Source organism: Sinorhizobium medicae (assembly GCF_007827695.1).
GTDB lineage: Bacteria > Pseudomonadota > Alphaproteobacteria > Rhizobiales > Rhizobiaceae > Sinorhizobium > Sinorhizobium medicae.
Genome location: NZ_VITA01000006.1, coordinates 258,350 through 277,147, shown reverse-complemented (window position 1 = coordinate 277,147; position 18,798 = coordinate 258,350). Strand labels below are relative to the sequence as shown.

Annotated in this window: 22 protein-coding genes; 14 read left to right on the top strand and 8 right to left on the bottom strand. The window is 61.1% G+C overall.

Annotated elements, in window-relative coordinates:
- Window positions 1–189: 189 nt before the first annotated feature.
- Window positions 190–639 carry a GatB/YqeY domain-containing protein gene (locus FB009_RS13075; protein WP_011976357.1) on the bottom strand — a complete coding sequence of 150 codons (450 nt, stop codon included), beginning with the start codon at window positions 637–639 and terminating at the stop codon, window positions 190–192.
- Between the two features lie 324 nt (window positions 640–963).
- Between FB009_RS13075 and carA the strand changes: the two genes are divergently transcribed.
- Window positions 964–2,169: a glutamine-hydrolyzing carbamoyl-phosphate synthase small subunit gene (carA, locus tag FB009_RS13070; protein ID WP_011976358.1), complete on the top strand. Its 1,206-nt coding sequence runs from the start codon at window positions 964–966 to the stop codon at window positions 2,167–2,169.
- A 38-nt stretch (window positions 2,170–2,207) separates the two neighbouring features.
- On the opposite strand, the gene FB009_RS13065 is transcribed toward carA, so the two are convergent.
- On the bottom strand, window positions 2,208–3,098 hold the full coding sequence (locus tag FB009_RS13065; protein ID WP_127581634.1) for a LysR substrate-binding domain-containing protein: 891 nt from the start codon (window positions 3,096–3,098) through the stop codon (window positions 2,208–2,210).
- Window positions 3,099–3,211: 113 nt separating this feature from the next.
- Between FB009_RS13065 and FB009_RS13060 the strand changes: the two genes are divergently transcribed.
- Window positions 3,212–3,973, top strand: coding sequence for an SDR family oxidoreductase (locus FB009_RS13060; RefSeq protein WP_011976360.1), 762 nt, complete (start codon window positions 3,212–3,214; stop codon window positions 3,971–3,973).
- Between the two features lie 26 nt (window positions 3,974–3,999).
- A complete protein-coding gene (locus tag FB009_RS13055; protein ID WP_011976361.1) occupies window positions 4,000–4,866 on the top strand; it encodes an NAD(P)-dependent oxidoreductase in 867 nt (288 codons plus the stop codon).
- 120 nt (window positions 4,867–4,986) lie between these two features.
- On the opposite strand, the gene FB009_RS13050 is transcribed toward FB009_RS13055, so the two are convergent.
- Window positions 4,987–6,189: a pyridoxal phosphate-dependent aminotransferase gene (locus tag FB009_RS13050; RefSeq protein ID WP_011976362.1), complete on the bottom strand. Its 1,203-nt coding sequence runs from the start codon at window positions 6,187–6,189 to the stop codon at window positions 4,987–4,989.
- Window positions 6,190–6,509: 320 nt separating this feature from the next.
- On the opposite strand from FB009_RS13050, the gene FB009_RS13045 reads away from it, so the two are divergent.
- The 6 genes from FB009_RS13045 (at window position 6,510) to FB009_RS13015 (ending at window position 10,826) form a co-directional block, all read left to right on the top strand.
- On the top strand, window positions 6,510–6,707 hold the full coding sequence (locus FB009_RS13045) for a hypothetical protein (RefSeq protein ID WP_011976363.1): 198 nt from the start codon (window positions 6,510–6,512) through the stop codon (window positions 6,705–6,707).
- Window positions 6,676–6,972, top strand: coding sequence for a hypothetical protein (locus FB009_RS13040; RefSeq protein WP_127581631.1), 297 nt, complete (start codon window positions 6,676–6,678; stop codon window positions 6,970–6,972). Before FB009_RS13045 ends, FB009_RS13040 begins: the two co-directional genes overlap by 32 nt.
- A 203-nt stretch (window positions 6,973–7,175) precedes the next feature.
- Entirely contained in the window at window positions 7,176–8,303 is a 1,128-nt protein-coding gene (locus tag FB009_RS13035; RefSeq protein WP_234838163.1) for a PQQ-dependent sugar dehydrogenase, read from the top strand.
- 182 nt (window positions 8,304–8,485) lie between these two features.
- Window positions 8,486–9,388: a DMT family transporter gene (locus FB009_RS13030; protein ID WP_011976366.1), complete on the top strand. Its 903-nt coding sequence runs from the start codon at window positions 8,486–8,488 to the stop codon at window positions 9,386–9,388.
- A gap of 664 nt (window positions 9,389–10,052) precedes the next feature.
- Window positions 10,053–10,268 (top strand): cold-shock protein, encoded by a 216-nt coding sequence (locus FB009_RS13020; RefSeq protein ID WP_003532915.1) that lies wholly within the window; start codon window positions 10,053–10,055, stop codon window positions 10,266–10,268.
- A 144-nt stretch (window positions 10,269–10,412) separates the two neighbouring features.
- Window positions 10,413–10,826 carry a BA14K family protein gene (locus FB009_RS13015; protein WP_145161627.1) on the top strand — a complete coding sequence of 138 codons (414 nt, stop codon included), beginning with the start codon at window positions 10,413–10,415 and terminating at the stop codon, window positions 10,824–10,826.
- Window positions 10,827–10,902: 76 nt separating this feature from the next.
- Here the strand turns inward: FB009_RS13015 and FB009_RS13010 are convergent, their stop codons facing one another.
- Both FB009_RS13010 and FB009_RS13005 read right to left on the bottom strand, forming a co-directional pair.
- Window positions 10,903–11,544, bottom strand: a complete 642-nt coding sequence (locus tag FB009_RS13010) for an MBL fold metallo-hydrolase (protein ID WP_011976368.1) — start codon at window positions 11,542–11,544, stop codon at window positions 10,903–10,905.
- Between the two features lie 108 nt (window positions 11,545–11,652).
- Window positions 11,653–11,808 (bottom strand): hypothetical protein, encoded by a 156-nt coding sequence (locus tag FB009_RS13005; protein WP_011976369.1) that lies wholly within the window; start codon window positions 11,806–11,808, stop codon window positions 11,653–11,655.
- A gap of 189 nt (window positions 11,809–11,997) precedes the next feature.
- On the opposite strand from FB009_RS13005, the gene FB009_RS13000 reads away from it, so the two are divergent.
- The 5 genes from FB009_RS13000 to FB009_RS12980 all read left to right on the top strand — a co-directional run bounded on the left by FB009_RS13000 (window position 11,998) and on the right by FB009_RS12980 (window position 16,283).
- Window positions 11,998–12,627: a DUF1236 domain-containing protein gene (locus FB009_RS13000; RefSeq protein WP_024310752.1), complete on the top strand. Its 630-nt coding sequence runs from the start codon at window positions 11,998–12,000 to the stop codon at window positions 12,625–12,627.
- Between the two features lie 320 nt (window positions 12,628–12,947).
- Window positions 12,948–13,214, top strand: a complete 267-nt coding sequence (locus FB009_RS12995; protein ID WP_011976371.1) for a hypothetical protein — start codon at window positions 12,948–12,950, stop codon at window positions 13,212–13,214.
- Window positions 13,215–13,407: 193 nt separating this feature from the next.
- A complete protein-coding gene (locus FB009_RS12990) occupies window positions 13,408–13,890 on the top strand; it encodes a MarR family winged helix-turn-helix transcriptional regulator (protein WP_011976372.1) in 483 nt (160 codons plus the stop codon).
- 273 nt (window positions 13,891–14,163) lie between these two features.
- Entirely contained in the window at window positions 14,164–14,865 is a 702-nt protein-coding gene (locus FB009_RS12985) for a response regulator (RefSeq protein ID WP_011976373.1), read from the top strand.
- Window positions 14,866–14,900: 35 nt separating this feature from the next.
- Entirely contained in the window at window positions 14,901–16,283 is a 1,383-nt protein-coding gene (locus FB009_RS12980) for an ATP-binding protein (RefSeq protein ID WP_024310751.1), read from the top strand.
- Between the two features lie 101 nt (window positions 16,284–16,384).
- On the opposite strand, the gene FB009_RS12975 is transcribed toward FB009_RS12980, so the two are convergent.
- The 3 genes from FB009_RS12975 to proC form a co-directional block, all read right to left on the bottom strand.
- On the bottom strand, window positions 16,385–16,726 hold the full coding sequence (locus FB009_RS12975; RefSeq protein ID WP_011976375.1) for a tRNA-binding protein: 342 nt from the start codon (window positions 16,724–16,726) through the stop codon (window positions 16,385–16,387).
- 32 nt (window positions 16,727–16,758) lie between these two features.
- A complete protein-coding gene (locus FB009_RS12970; RefSeq protein WP_011976376.1) occupies window positions 16,759–17,721 on the bottom strand; it encodes a LysR family transcriptional regulator in 963 nt (320 codons plus the stop codon).
- Window positions 17,722–17,973: 252 nt separating this feature from the next.
- Window positions 17,974–18,798, bottom strand: a complete 825-nt coding sequence (gene proC, locus FB009_RS12965; RefSeq protein ID WP_011976377.1) for a pyrroline-5-carboxylate reductase — start codon at window positions 18,796–18,798, stop codon at window positions 17,974–17,976.

Below are 18,798 nucleotides of genomic sequence, written 5' to 3'. Positions count from 1 at the left end.
ACCTCTGCTGCATGCCGCCCGAACCCCGTGCGACGACTTCGGGCGGCAGGCATGGAACCTCCATATAAGCGGCATCGCCGGAGGAAGCCACGGGCAGCCCTGGACCTTGCCCGCTATTCACAGGCACGCGCTCAAGCCGGGAATGCAAATGCCAGGGAGGCGACGCCCGCCGGAAGCGGGCGCCGCGACTTACTTCAGGAGGTCCTTAACGACGCCGGAGGCCTTGCCGAAATCCATCTTGCCCGGATAGCGCTCCTTCAAAGCGTTCATACATTTGCCCATGTCGCGCAGCCCGTGCGCGCCGATCTCCGCAACGGTCTTGGCGCAGACTTCCTTGACCTTTTCTTCGGAAAGCTGCTCGGGCAGGAATTGGTTGATGATGGCGATTTCCTGCCGCTCCTGCTGGGCAAGCTCCGGCCGGCCGCCCTCGTCGTAAACGCGGGCCGATTCTTCGCGCTGCTTGATCATCTTGACGAGTATCTGCAGGATCTCATCGTCGCCGACCGGGTCCTTGCCATGGCCACGATTGGCGATGTCGCGATCCTTGATCGCGGCCTGGATGAGGCGGACGGTCGAGACGCGCCGGGTATCCTTGGCCTTGAGGGCTTCTTTCAGTGCATTGGCGAAATGCTCGCGCATGTCTTAACTCCATGTCGAAACCGACCCCAGTGCTCAATCTGCGGGGCCGGTTCGATGCGTTCTTTGCCATCGTCTTAAACCAGTGCGGCAGGTACAATCAAACGTCTTTGACAACCGCTTGAATAATAAGGTGTTTTATTTCCAGACAATTCACAGCGGCTGGTTGACCTTGCCGGAGCCTTTGGCTATTTTCCGGCACCTGCACGTACATCGGCATGAACTTTCTCCCGCGGGGTCTCCGCGCGCCATGCCGCATGCGATATGAAATGGCCCTGAACCGACCGGCTTTCAAGCCTCGCTTTCGGCCGCAACGGGATAGAGACGATGACCGCGACACCCGCATGGACAATCCAGAAACCCACTGCCCTGCTCGTTCTGGCCGACGGCACGGTGATCGAAGGCAAGGGCATCGGCGCGACCGGAAAGGTTCAGGCCGAGGTCTGTTTCAACACGGCGCTGACCGGATACCAGGAAATCCTGACCGATCCCTCCTATCTCGGTCAGATCGTCACCTTCACCTTCCCGCATATCGGCAATATCGGCGCCAATGACGAGGACATCGAGGATCTGACACCCGCCGCGCGCCACGGTGCCGTCGGCGTGATCTTCAAGGCCGACATCACGGAGCCCTCCAACTACCGCGCCGCCAGGCATCTCGATACTTGGCTGAAGGCGCGCGGCATCATCGGCCTCTGCGGCATCGACACGCGTGCGCTGACCGCCTGGATCCGCGAAAACGGCATGCCGAACGCCGTCATCGCACACGATCCGGCGGGCGTCTTCGATGTCGGGGCGTTAAAGGCCGAGGCGAAGGCGTGGAGCGGTCTCGAAGGCCTCGACCTCGCCAAGGTCGCCACTTCCGGCCAGTCCTATCGCTGGGATGAGAAGCCCTGGATCTGGGACGAGGGCTATTCGACGCTCGGCGAAACCGATGCCGCCTATCATGTCGTCGCCCTCGACTACGGCGTCAAGCGGAACATTCTCCGCCTCTTCGCCGGGCTAAATTGCCGTGTCACCGTCGTCCCGGCTCAGACGAGCGCCGAGGAAGTTCTGGCGCTAAGGCCCGATGGCATCTTCCTGTCGAACGGCCCGGGCGACCCGGCCGCAACCGGCGAATATGCCGTGCCGGTCATCAAGGATCTCCTCAAGACGGATATCCCGGTCTTCGGCATATGCCTGGGCCACCAGATGCTGGCGCTGGCGCTGGGTGCCAGGACCGAGAAGATGCACCAGGGCCACCACGGCGCCAACCACCCGGTCAAGGACCACACCACCGGCAAGGTCGAGATCGTTTCGATGAATCACGGCTTCGCAGTCGATGCGAACTCGCTCCCGCAAGGGGTTGAACAGACTCACATCTCGCTGTTCGACGGCACCAATTGCGGCCTGCGCGTCGACGGCAGGCCGGTCTTCTCGGTCCAGCACCACCCGGAAGCTTCGCCGGGCCCGCAGGACAGCCATTACCTCTTCCGCCGCTTCCTGAACCTCATTCGTGAGAAGAAAGGCGAACCGGCACTCGCCGAGCGCTGAGCCGTTTTCAGGGCCCGCCTCGTGCGGGCCTTCTTGCCTCAGCCGTCGACGAGACGCTCAGCGATGAAATCGACTGTTGCCCGCACGGAGGGAAGCTGCCCGCGCCGGTGCGGCATCAGGATCGTCGTCACCACCTTGCCGGCGGTCCATCCGGGAAGGATGCGGATAAGCGTACCGCTTTCGATCTCCTGCTGACAGAGCTTACCGGGCAAGGTCGTGATGCCGAGACCGGCGAGCGCAGCTTCTCGCAGCACGCGGGATTCATCCGCTACGAAACGCGGCTTCGGCGAGACCGATACCGTTGACCCATCGGCGCGCTCCATCATCCAGCCTTCGGACGCGAGCGACGTAAGCAGCCCGTCATGACGATCGAGATCCTCCGGGCGTTCGGGAGTTCCGTTCCTGTGCAAATAAAGCGGTGAAGCGACGATCAGCTTTGCCTGGGTTCCGACCCGGCGCTGGACGAGACCGGAATCGGGCAGCGGCGCGAAATGGTCGCGCACGGCAAGATCGAAGCCTTCCTGAATGATATCGACAAAGCGGTCCGTCGCATGCAGCGTGACGCGCAGCTTCGGATAGGCAAGTGCGAGTTGCGGCAGGAGCGGGGCCAGCGACAGCTGCGAGGTCGGCACCGAAGCCGTGATCCTCACCGTGCCGTTCGGTTCGGCAAGTCTGCCCCTGACGACATTCTCCGCCGCTTCCGCCTCGATCATCATCGCCGCCGCATGGCGATAAAAATCCTTGCCGGTTTCCGTCACCGCGAAATGACGGGACGTGCGGTTGATCAGCCGGACGCCGAGGTTCCTTTCCAGCTCGGCTACGCGCTTGCTGAGCGTCGACTTCGGCACATTCAACGCGCGCGCCGCCGGCGCAAAGCCATGGTGATCCACCACATGAACGAAAAAGGTGAAGTCGTTGAGATTGGCCATGAGCACTCATCATCCACAAATATGGACAATAGGTCCACAGACGCCCATCTAGCACAAATTCGTCCACAAGTGCATCTGTTCATCACCATTGTTGAACAGAAAGGGAATCGAACATGGGCAATTACCAGGGAAAGAAGGCAATCATTGTAGGCGGCACGCATGGCATGGGCCTCGCGACGGTCCGCCGCCTCGTGGAAGGGGGTGCCGAGGTACTGCTGACCGGGCGCAGCGAGAGCAATATCGCCCGCATCAGGGAAGAGTTTGGTCCGCGCGTGCATGCGCTATCCTCCGACATAGCCCACCTCAACGACATCGCCATTCTCGGTGCCGCCGCCGGTCAGAAGTTGGGAGCGATCGATCTCCTGCATATCAATGCCGGCATTTCCGAGCTGGAGCCGTTCGATCAGGTGAGCGAGGCCTCCTATGACCGCCAGTTCTCGGTCAACACCAAGGGCGCCTTTTTCACCGTGCAGCGGCTGGCGCCGCTGATCCGCGAAGGCGGCTCTATCGTCTTCACCTCCTCCGTTGCCGACGAAGGCGGGCATCAGGGCATGAGCGTCTATAGCGCGAGCAAGGCGGCACTCGTCTCCTTCGCTTCCGTGCTCGCGGCAGAACTGCTGCCGCGTGGTATCCGCGTCAACAGCGTCAGCCCGGGCTTCATCGACACCCCGACCAAAGGTGCTGCGGGCCTAACCGAAGCCCAACGGGCCGAGTTCAAGGCCCTCGGCGACGCCATCACGCCGATGAGGCGCAACGGCACCGCCGATGAAGTGGCGCGCGCCGTCCTCTTCCTTGCCTTCGAGGCCACCTTCACCACCGGCGCGAAGCTCGCCGTCGACGGCGGCCTCGGCCAGAAGCTCTCGACCGCCGCCTGAACGACCTTCTTTGGAAAGGAACTTCCATGAGCAGCATTTCAATTCTCGGCCTGGGCGCCATGGGGACGGCGCTCGCACAAACGCTTCTTAAGAACGGTCACACCGTCACGATCTGGAATCGAACGGGCCGCCGCGCCGAGCCGCTTGCCGAGGCTGGCGCGAAAATCGCGGAAAGTCCGGCCGAAGCGATCGCGGCGAGCGAGCTCACCATTCTCTGCGTCGTCGACTATCCCGCCGCACGTGCGGTGCTGACGCAGGCGGAGGGCGTCCTCGCCGGCCGCGACCTTCTCAACCTCACCAACGGCACACCGGGTGACGCCAGGGAATTCGGCGCATGGCTGGCGGCCAAGGGGGCGACCTATCTCGACGGCGGGATCATGGCGATCCCGCCGATGATCGGCGAGGCTGGCGCCCTGATTCTCTATAGCGGCTCGCCTACGCTCTTCGAGCGGCACAGGAAAACGCTCGATGCGCTTGCCGAAAGCCGCCATCTCGGCGACGAAGTGAGCCTCGCCTCACTCTACGACTTGGCGCTGCTTTCGGGAATGTACGGCCTCTTTTCGGGCTTCCTGCATGCGAGCGCGTTGGTGACAAGCGCCGGAGGCAAAGCTGCCGACTTCCTGCCGCTGCTCCAACCGTGGATCCAGGCGATGAGCGGCACCCTTCCCGACCTTGCCGACAAGGTCGACAGCGATATGCACGGCCGAAACGTCGTCTCCAATATCGCCATGCAGAAAGTCGCACTCGAGAATATCGTAAGAGCGAGCGCAGAACAGGGCGTCGCTCCCGATTTCATCGAACCCATGTTGCGGCTGGCCGGCGGGCGCATCGACAAAGGCGGTCATGATGAGGACATTTCCGCCGTCATCGAGGAGATCCGGCAACGAAAATGATTCCGTTTCAACGGCGTAGGATTGCTGATTGAACCGTATCCGGAGATCGCTGAATCAAGTTCTGAACATGAAAAAGCCCGCCGATGGCGGGCTTTTTCATGTTCAGAAGTCGTGAGGAGGCTATCTGCAGGCGGCGCAGAAACGCTGGATACGGCGGCAGGCCTCCTCCAGCAGCGCCTCGGAGGTCGCGTAGGAGATGCGGAAATTCGGGCCGAGGCCGAAGGCAGAGCCGTGGACCACCGCGACGCCTTCCGTCTCGAGGAGCTCGGAGACGAAGTCCTCGTCCGTCTCAAGGACCTTGCCCGAGGGCGCGGTCTTGCCGATCAGCCCGGCGCAGGACGGATAGACGTAGAAGGCGCCTTCCGGAGTCGGGCAGGAAATGCCCCTGGCCTGGTTCAGCATCGACACCACGAGGTCGCGGCGGCCCTGAAAGATCTCCTTGTTGCGCCCGATGAAGTCCTGCGGACCGTTCAACGCCTCGACGGCAGCCCACTGCGCGATCGAGGCCGCGCCCGAGGTCTGCTGGCCCTGGATCATGTCCATCGCCTTGATGAGCTGAAGCGGACCGGCCGCATAACCGATGCGCCAGCCGGTCATGGCATAGGCCTTGGAGACGCCGTTCATCGTCAGCGTGCGCTCGTATAGACCGGGCTCGACTTCGACGGGGGTCGCGAATTTGAAGTCGCCATAGGTCAGGTGCTCGTACATGTCGTCGGTCAGCACCCAGACATGCGGATGCTTCATGAGCACGTCCGTCAGAGCCTTGAGCTCCTCATGCGAATAGGCCGCGCCCGAGGGGTTGGACGGCGAGTTGAAGACGAACCACTTGGTCTTCGGCGTGATCGCCCGGTCGAGATCCTCGGCCTTGAGCTTGAAGTTGTTCTCCTGCTCGGTCGAGACGAAAACCGGCGTACCGCCGCATAGCGCCACCATTTCCGGATAGGACACCCAGTAGGGTGCGGGGATCACGACTTCATCGCCCGGATTGAGCGTGGCCATGAAGGCGTTGAAGAGAATCTGCTTTCCGCCGGTGCCGACGATCGTCTGCGCCGCCGTGTATTCGAGATTGTTCTCGCGCTTGAACTTCCTGGCGATGGCTTCGCGCAGTTCGGGAATGCCGGAGACCGGCGTGTATTTCGTCTCGCCGCGATTGATCGCATCGATCGCAGCCGCCTTGATATTATCAGGCGTGTCGAAATCCGGCTCTCCCGCGCCGAGGCCGATGACGTCGCGGCCTTTCGCTTTCAACTCGCGGGCTTTCTGCGAAACGGCGATAGTGGCGGAAGGCTTTACACGGGAAAGGGCATCGGCAAGGAAGGCCATGGTGTGTTTCCTGATCGTTTCGATAACGGCGTGAGACGCTACGGAACGGAAAAACGAGGCTCCATAGCGGTTAGGTCTATGTCGAAAGACGCCAGTCCTTGCAAGCGCCTCAGGCGAAAAACGACCGCGAATCGGCGCAAAACGCGTCACCATGACAAAGTTTCATGGATGCCATCAAAGGGACCGATCGGGATCGGAAACCGGGCTCGCCTTATTTCCGCCACAACAACTGTCTGACCGCGCCGCAATTCCGTCCCGCAAGAGCCGATTTCCAAGCGCCAATTCCCGATGCGGATGCATCGGCACCATGGGGGTAGGCTATGTTTCTTGATGATGAAGTCGCTTCCTCGCGCACCCGCCGCAACGAGGCGCGCTGGGGTTTCTATATCGCATTGGCCGCACTTGCCGCCTGCATCGTAATGGTCCTCGGATTGATGACACAGGCCACCGGGCAGGCAAGTTCCGACGAGCAGCCGACGACAGCCCATGTTCGACATGAGACTTGGCGCCATGGATGATAATGAAAAGGAGCGGAAGCCAGGCGCCGACCTCTTCGCCCGGCTTTCGGCAATCCAAACCGTCGTCTTCGCGATTGTCGCCCTATTCGTCCTCGCCGGACTGATGCTTGTCGGTAAAGGCTTCTATGTGAAGGCCAAGTACGAAGTGGCCCAGTATCTCCTTCTGAGAGATGTCGAAGAACAGGACGTGACCGGCAAGGATTCACAGTCGGGGCTTTCGGAGGCGATGCCGGCACCGCTGACCACGGGTTCGGTGACGCGATAAAGCCGTTTTGATCCGATGTGACTTGAAGCCTTGTGCATGCCGCTCCAGTTTCAGATCTGCACCCATTCAGGTTTGCCCGCGCCTACGGACCTCCGAGACGAAACGATGCGGTTCCCGCAGGCAAAGACCGGAGAAAAGCAATGCGGCATAGGCGCTGGACGGCTCTCGGATCAAGCAATATCCCTGCGATCCTAATATCCAGTATGGCGGCTGCGGCCCCGTTCCTTGTGAACTTCACCGCATTCGCTGCGCTTGCGCAGGAGGCGCGGGAATTTTCGACGCAGACAGGAACCGTTCTCGTCGAGACGCTCGCCTCCGGGCTCGAACATCCCTGGGCGGTTGAGGCCATGCCCGATGGGGCGCTTATCGTTACCGAGCGACCGGGCCGGCTACGCATCCTGCGCGACGGCAAGCTTTCAGACGCGATCAAGGGCGTACCCACAGTGGCCGCCCACGGCCAGGGCGGCCTTCTCGATGTCGCTCTCGATCGGCAATTCGCGACGAACAGGACTATTTATCTCACCTTATCCGCGCGCGGCGAAGGCGGCTACGGCACGGCCCTTGTCCGCGCGGCCCTCTCGCAGGATGGTCGGAGCCTGACGGATGCGAAGGAGATCTTCCGGATGAACCGGTTCACCCGGAAGGGGCAGCATTTCGGCTCACGCATTGCCATCGACAAGGACGGCAGCCTGTTTTTCGGCATTGGCGATCGCGGTGAAGGTGAACGCGCCCAGGACCCGCACGACCATGCCGGCTCGGTCCTCCACATCAATGCCGACGGCAGCATCCCCGCCTCCAACCCGTTTCGTGGCGGTACTGGCGGCCTGGCCGAAATCTGGTCCACCGGACATCGGAACCCCCAGGGAATTACCTTTGATCCGGAAGATGGCAAGCTCCTCACAGTCGAGCACGGCGCGCGCGGCGGCGACGAAGTGAACAATCCGCAGCCTGGCAGAAATTACGGCTGGCCGGTGATCACCTTCGGCAAGGACTATTCCGGTGTGGAGATCGGCGAAGGCACGGCGAAGGAAGGCCTGGAGCAGCCGCTCTTTTACTGGGACCCCTCGATCGCGCCGGGTGCGATTGCCGTATACCGCGGCAGCATGTTTCCAGAGTGGAACGGCGATCTCTTGATCGCAGCACTGAAATACCAGTTGCTTACCCGCCTCGACCGCGACGAGACCGGCACGGTCACGGCCGAGGAACGTTTGTTCGACGGCGAATTCGGCCGAATCCGCGACGTCATCGTCGCTCCCGACGGGGCACTCATCATGGTCACCGATGAGGAAGATGGCGAAGTGCTCAGGGTCTCCAAAGCCCCGACACAGTAGCACGCATCCGGAAGGCTGCCGGCCGAGGCAACATCGCGCGGCTTGCCCGGAAAAAACGCAACTGGTAGAGCGACCTGCAATCACCGGAGCAGTATGGCTTTGAGTTGATTATCACGCATTGTGGATATGGGGCGAGAATTGCGCACCTCCCGCGAGCAGGACCACGACCCCGGAGCCGATCTGTGACACGCATTCAGGCAAATCTTTTTCTCCTGTTCTCCGGCGCGATCTGGGGTGCGGGCTTCGTGGCCCAGTCGACGGCGATGGAAGCGATCGGGCCGCTCTGGTTCATCGGCCTGCGCTTTGCTATTGCGGCGCTCGTGGCACTGCCCTTGGCGCTCCTTGAAAAGAGGCAAGCAGCCACTCCCTTGCCACGGCACGCCATGCCCAACTTCGTCTTTATTGGACTGGCGCTTTTCGGCGGAGCCGTCACACAACAATACGGCCTACTCACCACCACCGTCACCAATTCCGGCTTTCTGACCGGGCTCTACGTCGTTTTCGTACCGGTACTCACGGTCGTCTTCCTGCGCCGCCGGCCGCACTGGGTCATCTGGCCTGCCGCCCTGCTCGCTACTTTCGGCATCTTCCTGTTGAGCGGCGGCGCGCTCTCGGCACTGACCGGCGGAGATATGCTGACAATCGTCTGTGCACTGTTCTGGGCGGTTCAGCTGATGTTGGTGGGCATATTCGCTCCGGCCACGGGCCGGCCGATGCTCCTGTCAATGACGCAGTTCGCCGTCTGCGCCATCGCAGGCTGCGTATTGGCCGGCCTGTTCGAACCGCTGAGCCTTGCCGCGATCAAAGGCGCGCTCCCGCAGATCCTCTATGCCGGGGTCTTTTCAAGCGGCATCGCCTTCATCTGCCAGGTCGTAGGCCAACGCTATACGACCGCACCGCAGGCCGCCATCTTCCTCTCGAGCGAGGCGCTTTTCGCCGCCCTTTTTGGCGTGCTTTTGCTCGGAGAGACCATCACTCCCGTCGGCTATGTCGGTTGCGCCGTCATTTTCCTGGCGATGCTTGCGGTCGAGCTCATCCCGGAACTGACCAAGAAGCGCCGTGAGGCGGCGAAGGCTGCCGTCTGAACAGCGGCTTGCGCCTGCCGCGCCGTGCAATTTCTCCGCGCCCCGAATAAGGGTTAATACTACTAATACTCTCCAAACCCCTCAATTTTGCTTGGAACAGCGAAAAGCCTTCGGGCGGCAAGATATCCTTTAGTTTTTCTGTAGACATGCGCGCTGTGCTCGCACTCGCCGCCATGCTGCGAGAACCAGCAGCGATATCAGGCGCTTGGAGGGAGAAACCCGGCTGCACAAAGTTGCGGCAAGCCCATGAGCGACGGAATTTGGCGCAAATGGTCCACCCTGCCCCGAGCGTCTACCCAAAAAGCTTTGAATTCAACAGCTTGCGATGCTTTTTGAATAATGGAATCTAATCGCCGAACTGACCTCTTTTTGAGCAATGAAAAGACGCAATACCTCGTCAGAAAAGTTTTGCTTGCCAATTCAAAATAAACCCATCACTCTTACTGTGTTCGGGCAATCTGCGAACACGGGAAGATCTTGAAATAAAAGCGGGCCGGAGACGCAACCCACTCCGGGCGGCCAACGGGGGAGGCTGTTTTTCCTTCCTGCGGCTGGTCGCGATAACCAGGACCCTTTCCTCAATTGTCGAGAACTGCCCCCACGCCCAAACTGGGCAAAACTGCAATGCTGCCCGCAAATCGGGTGAGTGAAAAGGACCTGACGCATGGCCGAGACTGGCACTGTAAAATTCTTCAATACCGATAAGGGCTTTGGTTTCATCAAGCCTGAGAACGGTGGCGCGGACATCTTCGTACATATTTCTGCCGTGCAGGCTTCCGGCCTGAGCGGTCTGACGGAGAACCAGAAAGTCTCCTTCGACACCGAGCCGGATCGCCGCGGCAAAGGACCGAAGGCGGTCAACCTGCAGATCGTCGGCTAACGCCGTCTCTGCATCAAAACTTACGCTCGAGCCCGGCATTTTTGCCGGGTTTTTTCGTTCAGGCTCCATTCAGTTTGGCGTATATAGACTTTGTTCATCATGAAATCCGGAAACTGTCCGGTCGCATGCATAGGATTGAAACCCATGAACAAGTTCATCAAAGCAGCCGTTCTCTCACTCGCCGCGGCCGCTATCGTTATCCCTACCTTCGGCACGGCTCAGGCTGGACACCGCAATAACGACGATGCGTGGGTAGCAGGCGCAGTGGGCCTGGCCGCAGGCGCTCTCATCGGCAGCGCGATCGCCTCGCCGCCGCCGCGCTACTATGGCGAGCGGGTCTATATCGATCCGGAGCCCGACTATTACGAGCCCCGCCCCGTTTACCGCCCGCGCCCGGTTTATCGGCCGGCCTATCGCCCGGTAGTCGAGACCTACGGCCTCGAGCCCTGGACCCCTGCCTGGTATCGCTACTGCTCGCAGCGCTACCGCTCGTTCAACCCCGATACCGGCACCTTCGTCGGCTATGACGGCCGCAGCCATTTCTGCAACGCAGGCTGAATACCGAGGCGGCATTATCCGAAGGACGCATGACCGCGAAGTCATGCGTCCTTTTATTTGAGTTTACACCGAACCATCAGAGACCGCGCAAAAAGGGATTGCTACGGCGCTCTTCACCGACCTGCCCCCCTGGGCCATGGCCGCAGATGAAGCCCACTTCATCCCCGAGCGGCAGGATCTTGTCGCGTATCGAATCCAGAAGCTGCTGATGATTGCCGCCCGGCAGGTCGGTGCGGCCGATCGAACCGTGAAAGAGCACGTCGCCGACATGCGCGAATTTCTGTGCCCGGTTGAAATAGACCACGTGGCCGGGCGCGTGTCCCGGGCAGTGCAAGACCTCGAAGAGGTGGTCGCCGAAGGAGACGGTATCACCGTCTTCCAGCCATCGATCCGGAACGACGTTCTGGACCTTCATGGCGAGACCGAAGCGCTCCGCCTGATCCTCCAGCCTTTCGAGCAGCGGCAGGTCGGCCTTGTGTGGCCCGACAATCTCCAGGCCTAGCGCTTCTTTCAACTCCTTGGCGCCACCGGCGTGATCGATATGGCCGTGGGTGAGCCAGATTGCCTTCAACAGGATGCCGTTCTCGCGGACCGTCTGCAGAATGATGTCGACGTCGCCGCCAGGATCGACCACCACCCCCTCCTTGCTTTCGCTATCGAACAGGACGGTACAGTTCTGTTCGAAATGCGTCACCGGAATGATGCCTGCCTGTAACATTGGACCCAAGCCTCGCTGTTGCTCATGAGGTGACCTGGGAACGAGAAGCCCTACCCTTACCCGGCCGTTCTCAGCTATAGCGATATGCGAGCGGGATGACAGCGCAAATCAACGTAGCGCGGCGATTTCCGAAGCGGGTGGCGGAAGGTGGACCGTCGCAAGGAGCAATGCAGAAACTCCGAGTTTCGCGGCCACGACGACCACCACTAGCGGACGCAGCCGCTTTGCGGCAAGTTCGTCATCGTGCAATATCTCACCTTGCATCTTTCACTCCCGCCTTGATAGTGCGCCCCGTTTCGCCGGCGAATGAGAAAAGCCGGGCCTCGGCCACGCGCCAGTCCGATCAACGCTTGTCATGGCAATATGTTTCATCCTGACATTTCGTGATGTCACAGGGGGAACATCCTTTTGCTGCGGCGCGTTCTGGCCTGCAAATGCAAGAGGAGCAAGATGATGAAGACCCTCTCTCCGACCCCTTCTAAAGCGGCCCGATTAAGGGCTGCCTTGACGGCGAGCGCGCTGCTTGCCGTCATCCCCTCGGCCTACGCCGAAATGAGTGCGACGACGCTGACGGACCTCAACGTGCGCGCCGGCCCCGGTCCGCAATACCCGGCGGTCGGCGTCGCGACACGCGGCAGCGCCGCTGTGCTCGACGGTTGCATGGAAGGGAGCAACTGGTGCCGCATCGACGTCAACGGCTTGCGCGGCTGGGCCTATGCCCGCTATCTGGCAACGGATATGGGCGGTACCACCGCCGTGATACAGGAGCGCCGCACCGAATTGTCGGTGCCCACCGTGACCTATGAGGGCGAGATGGTTGCGGCGACGTCCGAACCGCTCGAACTGGTCGGCCCGGTCGAAGAAGTCGAAGCCGTAACGCCGCCTCCGACGGTGCGCACCTATATCACCGAGAATCCGGTCGACACGGTTTACGTCGATGGAGAAGCCGTGGTGGGTGCCACGCTGCCGAACACAGTCTCCGTTCAGCCCATTCCCGACTATGAGTACCAGTACGTGACCATCAACGGCCAGCCCGTACTCGTCGACCCGGGTACAAGGCGGGTGGTCTACGTCTATCGCTGACTGCAAAGCGGAAGCACGAAAAATCTGACCGAGGCGCAACGCCGTCAATAGCAGGCGTTGCGCCTCGGCGAATCACTCGGCAAAGCGCGCCGACCGTAACAGGCTCATACGATCCGACATCGTCGTTCTCACGGGCCTCTCGAACGAATTCCTGAAGCAACTCAATCGACTACCGCTCGGGTGTGGTACCGGGTCGTCGTCCGGCGGCGACACCGATGGTGGTAAAATTGACAATTCCTCCCATCGGCTTCAACCTTCCCGTGCCGGATCGTCCGGCATGCCGTGACCCCGGGGATGCGGGTCGCAGGACGGAGGGACCGATGGAAGCATTAGTGCCTATCATTACTCAGTTGATTGCGGGGGCAGCAGGCGGCAACGCGGCCAGCGCCATGCTGAAGCAGCAGGCATTCAGCGTGGTCGCGCGTACGATCGTCGGTGCCATTGGCGGGTTGGGCGGCGGGTTCCTGATCCAGATGCTCGGCGGCGAGGCCGCCGCGACCGGTCTTGCCATGCAGGCAATCGGCGCCCTTGTCGGCGGCGGCGTGCTCAACGGCATTGTCGGTCAGTTCGTCGGCAAGCGGGCTTAAGCCCTTCGGGTGATATTCGATGCAAGCAAAAGGCGGCCGCGGCCGCCTTTTTTGTGGGCTATCGAAGGCATCGACAGGCGATTTGGACTTCTGCGGCCGGAAAGCCTGAGACTTCGTGGAAATATGTCAACCAAACTGACATATATTGCAGTATGTTTCGTGAACGGCATATCGATCGAAAGGAAACGACTGCGTGGCCGGCCAGACCAAGAACAAGAGCCTGGGCATAAACAATGACCCGGAGGACGATGAGGGCACGATCGATTTCGAGATCATCGAACTGCTCTTTTTCGCCTATCGCGACTTCACCGGCGATCCGGACGCCATTCTCGAGAAGAGCGGATTTGGCCGCGCGCACCATCGCGTCGTGCATTTCGTCAACCGCGAACCGGGAATGACCGTCGCTGACCTCCTCGACACTTTGAAGATCACCAAGCAGAGCCTGGCCCGCGTGCTCAAACAGTTGATCGATTCCGGCTATATCCGGCAGGTGACCGGTCCCGAAGACCGGCGTCAACGCATGCTTTACACGACAACCGAGGGCCGGGCCTTGGCGCGAGCCCTTGCCGAGCCACAGTCCCGCCGCATAGCGGATGCATTGGCAAAGGCGGGACCGGGCGCACGGGAAACGGTGAAGCGCTTTCTGGCAAATATGATGAACGACACTGTGGGCTGATCAACCGGCATGCTCCTCTTGATCCTCGCCGAACAGAGGAGAAAAACACGCAGCTGTTTGCGCCTCGCTGGACGCGCGGCGCTGTAAGGGGGTGGGCTCCAGAGTCACACAATGATTCAAAATGTTACGCGATCTGTGCGCCGCTGGTTGGACGTCGGCTTCCCGTTGATGCAAAACAGGTAGCGCTTGGATCAAGAGAATGGAGACAGCGGCGCCTGGATTACGATGTTTTTAGGTCGGATCCGGCTTTGCCGGCAATGAGGGTACCGAACGATGATGGCAAAGGCGACAGTCTCCGACGATGCGGCACATCTCCTGGTCGTCGACGACGACCGGCGCATTCGCGACCTGCTCAACCGCTATCTGGTCGAGCAGGGGTTTCGCGTAACGACGGCAGCCGATGCCGACGAGGCCCGGCGCAAGTTGATAGGCATTGATTTCGATCTTCTGGTCGTCGATGTGATGATGCCCGGCGAAAGCGGAATCGCCCTGACCCAGAGCCTCAGACAGATCAAGTCGGTCCCGATCATCATGCTGACGGCTTTGGCAGAAGCGAATTCGCGTATCGAAGGGCTGGAAGCGGGCGCCGACGATTACCTGCCGAAGCCCTTCGAGCCGCGCGAGCTCGTACTCCGGATAAACAATATCCTGCGCCGCAATCAGCCGACACAGACGCACAAAGTCGACCAGGTCATTTTCGGGCCGTATACCTTCTCGGTCGTACGCAAGGAACTGCGCCGCGGAGCCGACCATATCCGCCTCACCGATCGTGAGCAGGAGATCATGACGCTGTTTTCGCAGCGAGCCGGCGAAACCATCCCGCGCCACGAATTGATCGGCGACGACGCCGAGGTCGGCGAGCGGACGATCGACGTGCAGATAAACCGCCTGAGGCGCAAGATCGAGGACGATCCTTCCAACCCAGTCTGGCTGCAGACCGTTCGCGGAATCGGCTACCGGCTGAGCGTTGACTGATGATGAGCTCAGAATCAAGGACCGGATCAAGGGGCATGGCAAGCTTTGACGGTTTGAAGCGCGAAGGATCGGCACCGACGGAGGGTGCCTGGAAGCGCCTCGTCCGATGGCTGCGGCGCCGGCTCCCGATGGGCCTTTACGCGCGTTCGCTGCTGATCGTCGTTATCCCGATGGTGCTGCTGCAGTCGGTGGTCGCCTTCGTGTTTATGGAGCGGCACTGGCAGCTTGTCACCCAACGCCTGTCTTCCGCGGTGACCAGCGACATCGCCGCCATCGTCGACCTGATAACGACGTTTCCGCGGGAGGGCGATATCGACCAGATCGTCCGCATCGCTCGCGATCAACTCGATCTGAACATAACCGTCGAACCGGGTGGCGAACTGCCGCCGCCGCGTCCCAAGCCCTTCTTCGAAATCCTTGACCAGATTCTCAGCGAGGAGATTTCAAGCCAGATCCGGCGCCCCTTCTGGATCGACACTGTCGGCAATTCGAAGATCGTGGAAATCCGCATCAAGCTTGAAGACGACCGTATTCTCAGGGTCTATGCCCGGCGCAACCAGGCCTATGCTTCCAACACGCACATCTTCCTCGTGTGGATGGTCGGCGCGTCGCTCGTCTTGCTGACGATTGCGATCCTCTTCCTGCGCGGTCAGATCCGGCCGATCCTTGCGCTGGCAAGCGCTGCCGAGAGCTTCGGTAAAGGTCAGAAGATCGACGATTTCGCCCCGCGGGGCGCCGACGAAATCCGGCGCGCCGGTCTCGCCTTCATCCTGATGCGCGAACGGATTGAACGCCAGATCGAACAGCGCACCGCGATGCTGACTGGCGTCAGCCACGATTTGAGGACGATTCTGACCCGCTTCAAGCTGCAGCTTGCACTTGTCGGCAACAATCCGGACCTGGAGAGCCTCAATCAGGACGTGGAGGACATGCAGAACATGCTGGAAGGCTATCTCGCCTTCGCTCGAGGAGAGGCGGAAGAGGACGTCGGCCGGTTGAAGCTGAGCGAGCTGATGGCCCGGCTTGCGGCGGAGGCGGAGCTGTACGGCAAGATACTGACCACTGCCATTCAGGGCGAGGACGAAATCCACGTCAGGCCGAACGCCTTCACCCGGCTGATCTCCAATCTCGCATCCAATGCGTATCGCTATGCGCGCACCGTGCATATCGAAGCGCGCCAGAGCGCGAAATGGTTGATCATCACGGTCGATGACGATGGTCCCGGCATTCCGGAACGCTCGCGCGAAGACGTGTTCAAACCCTTTTTCCGCCTCGACGAAGCCCGCAATCTCGACAGCTCCGGCACCGGCCTCGGCCTTGCAGTCGCACGTGACATCGCCCGCAGCCATGGGGGCAACGTCACGCTCGCAGACAGCCCGCTTGGCGGCCTGCGCGCAACCGTGCGCGTCCCGACGTGAAATTCGGAAGCGATCACGTTCATGTTTTTAGGTCGATCCGACCTGAAACATCGTGATCTGGGAGCCCTCCCCCGCCGGACTGGAGCGGCCGGTAGCGCAGCTCACATCAGTTTCTTGCCGTTCGGGACAGGCTTGCCGGTGGAGGCGAGAACAATGGCACCCGCCTCGTCTTCGAAGCCGAGCGTCAGCACTTCGGAACGGAAGGGACCGATCTGGCGCGGGGGAAAATTCACCACACCCAGCACCTGCCTGCCGACGAGATCTTCAGGCCGATAGTGCGCCGTGATTTGCGCCGACGATTTCCTGATGCCGATCTCAGAGCCGAAATCGATCCTCAGCTTATAAGCCGGTTTGCGTGCTTCGGGAAAGGTTTCTGCCTCGATGATTGTCCCGACACGAATGTCGACGCGTTCAAAATCGGCAAATTCGATGATTTCCGCCATGGCGATTCCCTGCTGAGGAACTCGGAGCAGGCTTAACGCATTGCGTCGGATTCGGGAAGACCGCCGGATGTACCTCGTATCACACGGGCAGCATCGCCTCCTTCTGCGATCGATTTTGCAAATTGTTCAGCGAGGAAATCGACGAATACGCGCACCCGTGGCGAGAGGAACCGGCGATGCGGATAGACGACGCTGATCGGCTCGGCCTCGGCATGATTGCAGTCCGTGAGCACCGGCTTCAGGCGCCCAGCCCTGATGTCCTGCCCGACCAGCATCTCCGAAAGCCGCACAATCCCCATTCCGGCAAGCGCAAGCCGGCGCAGTGCTTCCGTGCTGTTGGCCTCGATCGAACTTCGAATGCGCATCGACCGGCGGCCGCCAGCTTCATCGAACTCCCACAGGTTGAGCCCACCACGCGACGAAATGCCGAGGCAGATGTGCTTCAGGAGGTCGTCGGGCCTCATGGGGACACCATGACGCTCGAAGTAATCAGGAGCACCGCAGATGACGCGCCTATTGGGGGCCAGACGCCGCGTGACGAGCGTGGAGTCGCCTTGGGCAGCCACACGCACCGCCACGTGCGCATCGCCATTTACGAGATCGACGATCGCGTCGGTGAAATCCAGTTCAAGTTCGATGGCCGGATGGCGTCCGATGAAGGCCGGCAGCATCGGGACGATCAGACGATGGCCGAATGCACTTGGAAGACTGACGCGTAATCGGCCGCGCGGCTCGGCGCCCGGCTGAATCGCCAGCTCGGCCTCTTCCATATCGCCGAGAATGCGCCGGACCGACTCCGAATAGGAATTTCCCTCGGCCGTAAGGCTGATACTGCGGGTCGAGCGCTGCAACAGCCGAACTCCGAGCCGGGATTCGAGCCGGCCAACGATTTTGCTGACGGCGGATGGCGTCATTCGCAGCCGCCGGGCAGCCGCCGAGAAGTCCCCCTCCTCGACAACGGCGAGAAACACCGCCATCGCCTCCTGTCGATCCATGGCATCTATTCCATTTCGTCACAGATATAACGAAATCAATACGGATTATCGTCGAGAAAGTTAAGCCTTATCATCCGATGGCAATTGTCAGAAGGTGAATGTGATGATCGAACAAGAGCTTGATATCCCGGACAGCCAGCAGCTTCACGCGCTTGCACGACGCCAGCGCAGCCACGCAATCGGCGACTTCTGTCTTCGGGTGGTGCGTACGGCGCTTCAAATCTTGTTCGCACGCGGCACTGTACGGCGAGACTACCGCGAGCCGGCCAGCTCTTCTGCGCGCTTGCGGGCTGTTGCAATGGCCTTATCGAAGAGCGGCTGCATGCCGCCCTCTCCCATCAGAACGTCGAGCGCCGCAGCCGTGGTGCCGCCGGGTGACGTAACGTTCTGGCGCAGGCGCGCTGCATCGTCGGGGGACTGATGGAGGAGTTCACCAGCCCCCGCGACGGTTTCCCGAGCGAGACGCATGGCTAGGTCCGCCTCGAGGCCGGCCTTGCGCCCGGCCTCTGCCATGCACTCGACGAGATAGAAGACGTAAGCGGGGCCGCTGCCGGAGACGGCGGTCACGGCATCTATATCCGCTTCGGTCCGGACCCATTCAACCGGACCGCTGACTTTCAGCAGATCGTGCACCAGCGCGCGCTGCGCTTCGCTGACGCGGGCATTTGCGAAGGCACCGGTCACACCGCGCCCGATCATGGCGGGCGTGTTCGGCATGGCGCGAACCGTTGCAGCCTCGCCGAGGTGGCGCTCGATGAAGCCGAGCGTCTTGCCCGCGGCGACGGAAACGATCACGGTTTCGGAACCGACCAGCCCCTTTACGGGCGGCAGAGCCGACTCCATCACCTGCGGCTTGACGGCAAGGAAGACCACGCGCGCTTTGATCCCCGCCGGAGCTGACGTCGAATGTCGGACACCGTTATCCGCCAACAGCTTCGCCATGGAAGGCGGCGGTCCGGGATCGATTACGAGAAGATCGCCACCAGCGATCCCGCTTTTCAGCCAACCCGCGAGCATGGCGCCGCCCATATTGCCGGCACCGACAAGCACGATCGGACCCTTAACGGCGATGCTCAC

What these genes read in the sequence shown, in the direction of transcription:
- FB009_RS13075 (WP_011976357.1), bottom strand. Translation starts at nt 639, where the DNA reads ATGCGCGAGCATTTCGCCAATGCACTGAAAGAAGCCCTCAAGGCCAAG.
- carA (WP_011976358.1), top strand. Translation starts at nt 964, where the DNA reads ATGACCGCGACACCCGCATGGACAATCCAGAAACCCACTGCCCTGCTC.
- FB009_RS13065 (WP_127581634.1), bottom strand. Translation starts at nt 3,098, where the DNA reads ATGGCCAATCTCAACGACTTCACCTTTTTCGTTCATGTGGTGGATCAC.
- FB009_RS13060 (WP_011976360.1), top strand. Translation starts at nt 3,212, where the DNA reads ATGGGCAATTACCAGGGAAAGAAGGCAATCATTGTAGGCGGCACGCAT.
- FB009_RS13055 (WP_011976361.1), top strand. Translation starts at nt 4,000, where the DNA reads ATGAGCAGCATTTCAATTCTCGGCCTGGGCGCCATGGGGACGGCGCTC.
- FB009_RS13050 (WP_011976362.1), bottom strand. Translation starts at nt 6,189, where the DNA reads ATGGCCTTCCTTGCCGATGCCCTTTCCCGTGTAAAGCCTTCCGCCACT.
- FB009_RS13045 (WP_011976363.1), top strand. Translation starts at nt 6,510, where the DNA reads ATGTTTCTTGATGATGAAGTCGCTTCCTCGCGCACCCGCCGCAACGAG.
- FB009_RS13040 (WP_127581631.1), top strand. Translation starts at nt 6,676, where the DNA reads ATGTTCGACATGAGACTTGGCGCCATGGATGATAATGAAAAGGAGCGG.
- FB009_RS13035 (WP_234838163.1), top strand. Translation starts at nt 7,176, where the DNA reads ATGGCGGCTGCGGCCCCGTTCCTTGTGAACTTCACCGCATTCGCTGCG.
- FB009_RS13020 (WP_003532915.1), top strand. Translation starts at nt 10,053, where the DNA reads ATGGCCGAGACTGGCACTGTAAAATTCTTCAATACCGATAAGGGCTTT.
- FB009_RS13015 (WP_145161627.1), top strand. Translation starts at nt 10,413, where the DNA reads ATGAACAAGTTCATCAAAGCAGCCGTTCTCTCACTCGCCGCGGCCGCT.
- FB009_RS13010 (WP_011976368.1), bottom strand. Translation starts at nt 11,544, where the DNA reads ATGTTACAGGCAGGCATCATTCCGGTGACGCATTTCGAACAGAACTGT.
- FB009_RS13005 (WP_011976369.1), bottom strand. Translation starts at nt 11,808, where the DNA reads ATGCAAGGTGAGATATTGCACGATGACGAACTTGCCGCAAAGCGGCTG.
- FB009_RS13000 (WP_024310752.1), top strand. Translation starts at nt 11,998, where the DNA reads ATGAAGACCCTCTCTCCGACCCCTTCTAAAGCGGCCCGATTAAGGGCT.
- FB009_RS12995 (WP_011976371.1), top strand. Translation starts at nt 12,948, where the DNA reads ATGGAAGCATTAGTGCCTATCATTACTCAGTTGATTGCGGGGGCAGCA.
- FB009_RS12985 (WP_011976373.1), top strand. Translation starts at nt 14,164, where the DNA reads ATGATGGCAAAGGCGACAGTCTCCGACGATGCGGCACATCTCCTGGTC.
- FB009_RS12980 (WP_024310751.1), top strand. Translation starts at nt 14,901, where the DNA reads ATGGCAAGCTTTGACGGTTTGAAGCGCGAAGGATCGGCACCGACGGAG.
- FB009_RS12975 (WP_011976375.1), bottom strand. Translation starts at nt 16,726, where the DNA reads ATGGCGGAAATCATCGAATTTGCCGATTTTGAACGCGTCGACATTCGT.
- FB009_RS12970 (WP_011976376.1), bottom strand. Translation starts at nt 17,721, where the DNA reads ATGGATCGACAGGAGGCGATGGCGGTGTTTCTCGCCGTTGTCGAGGAG.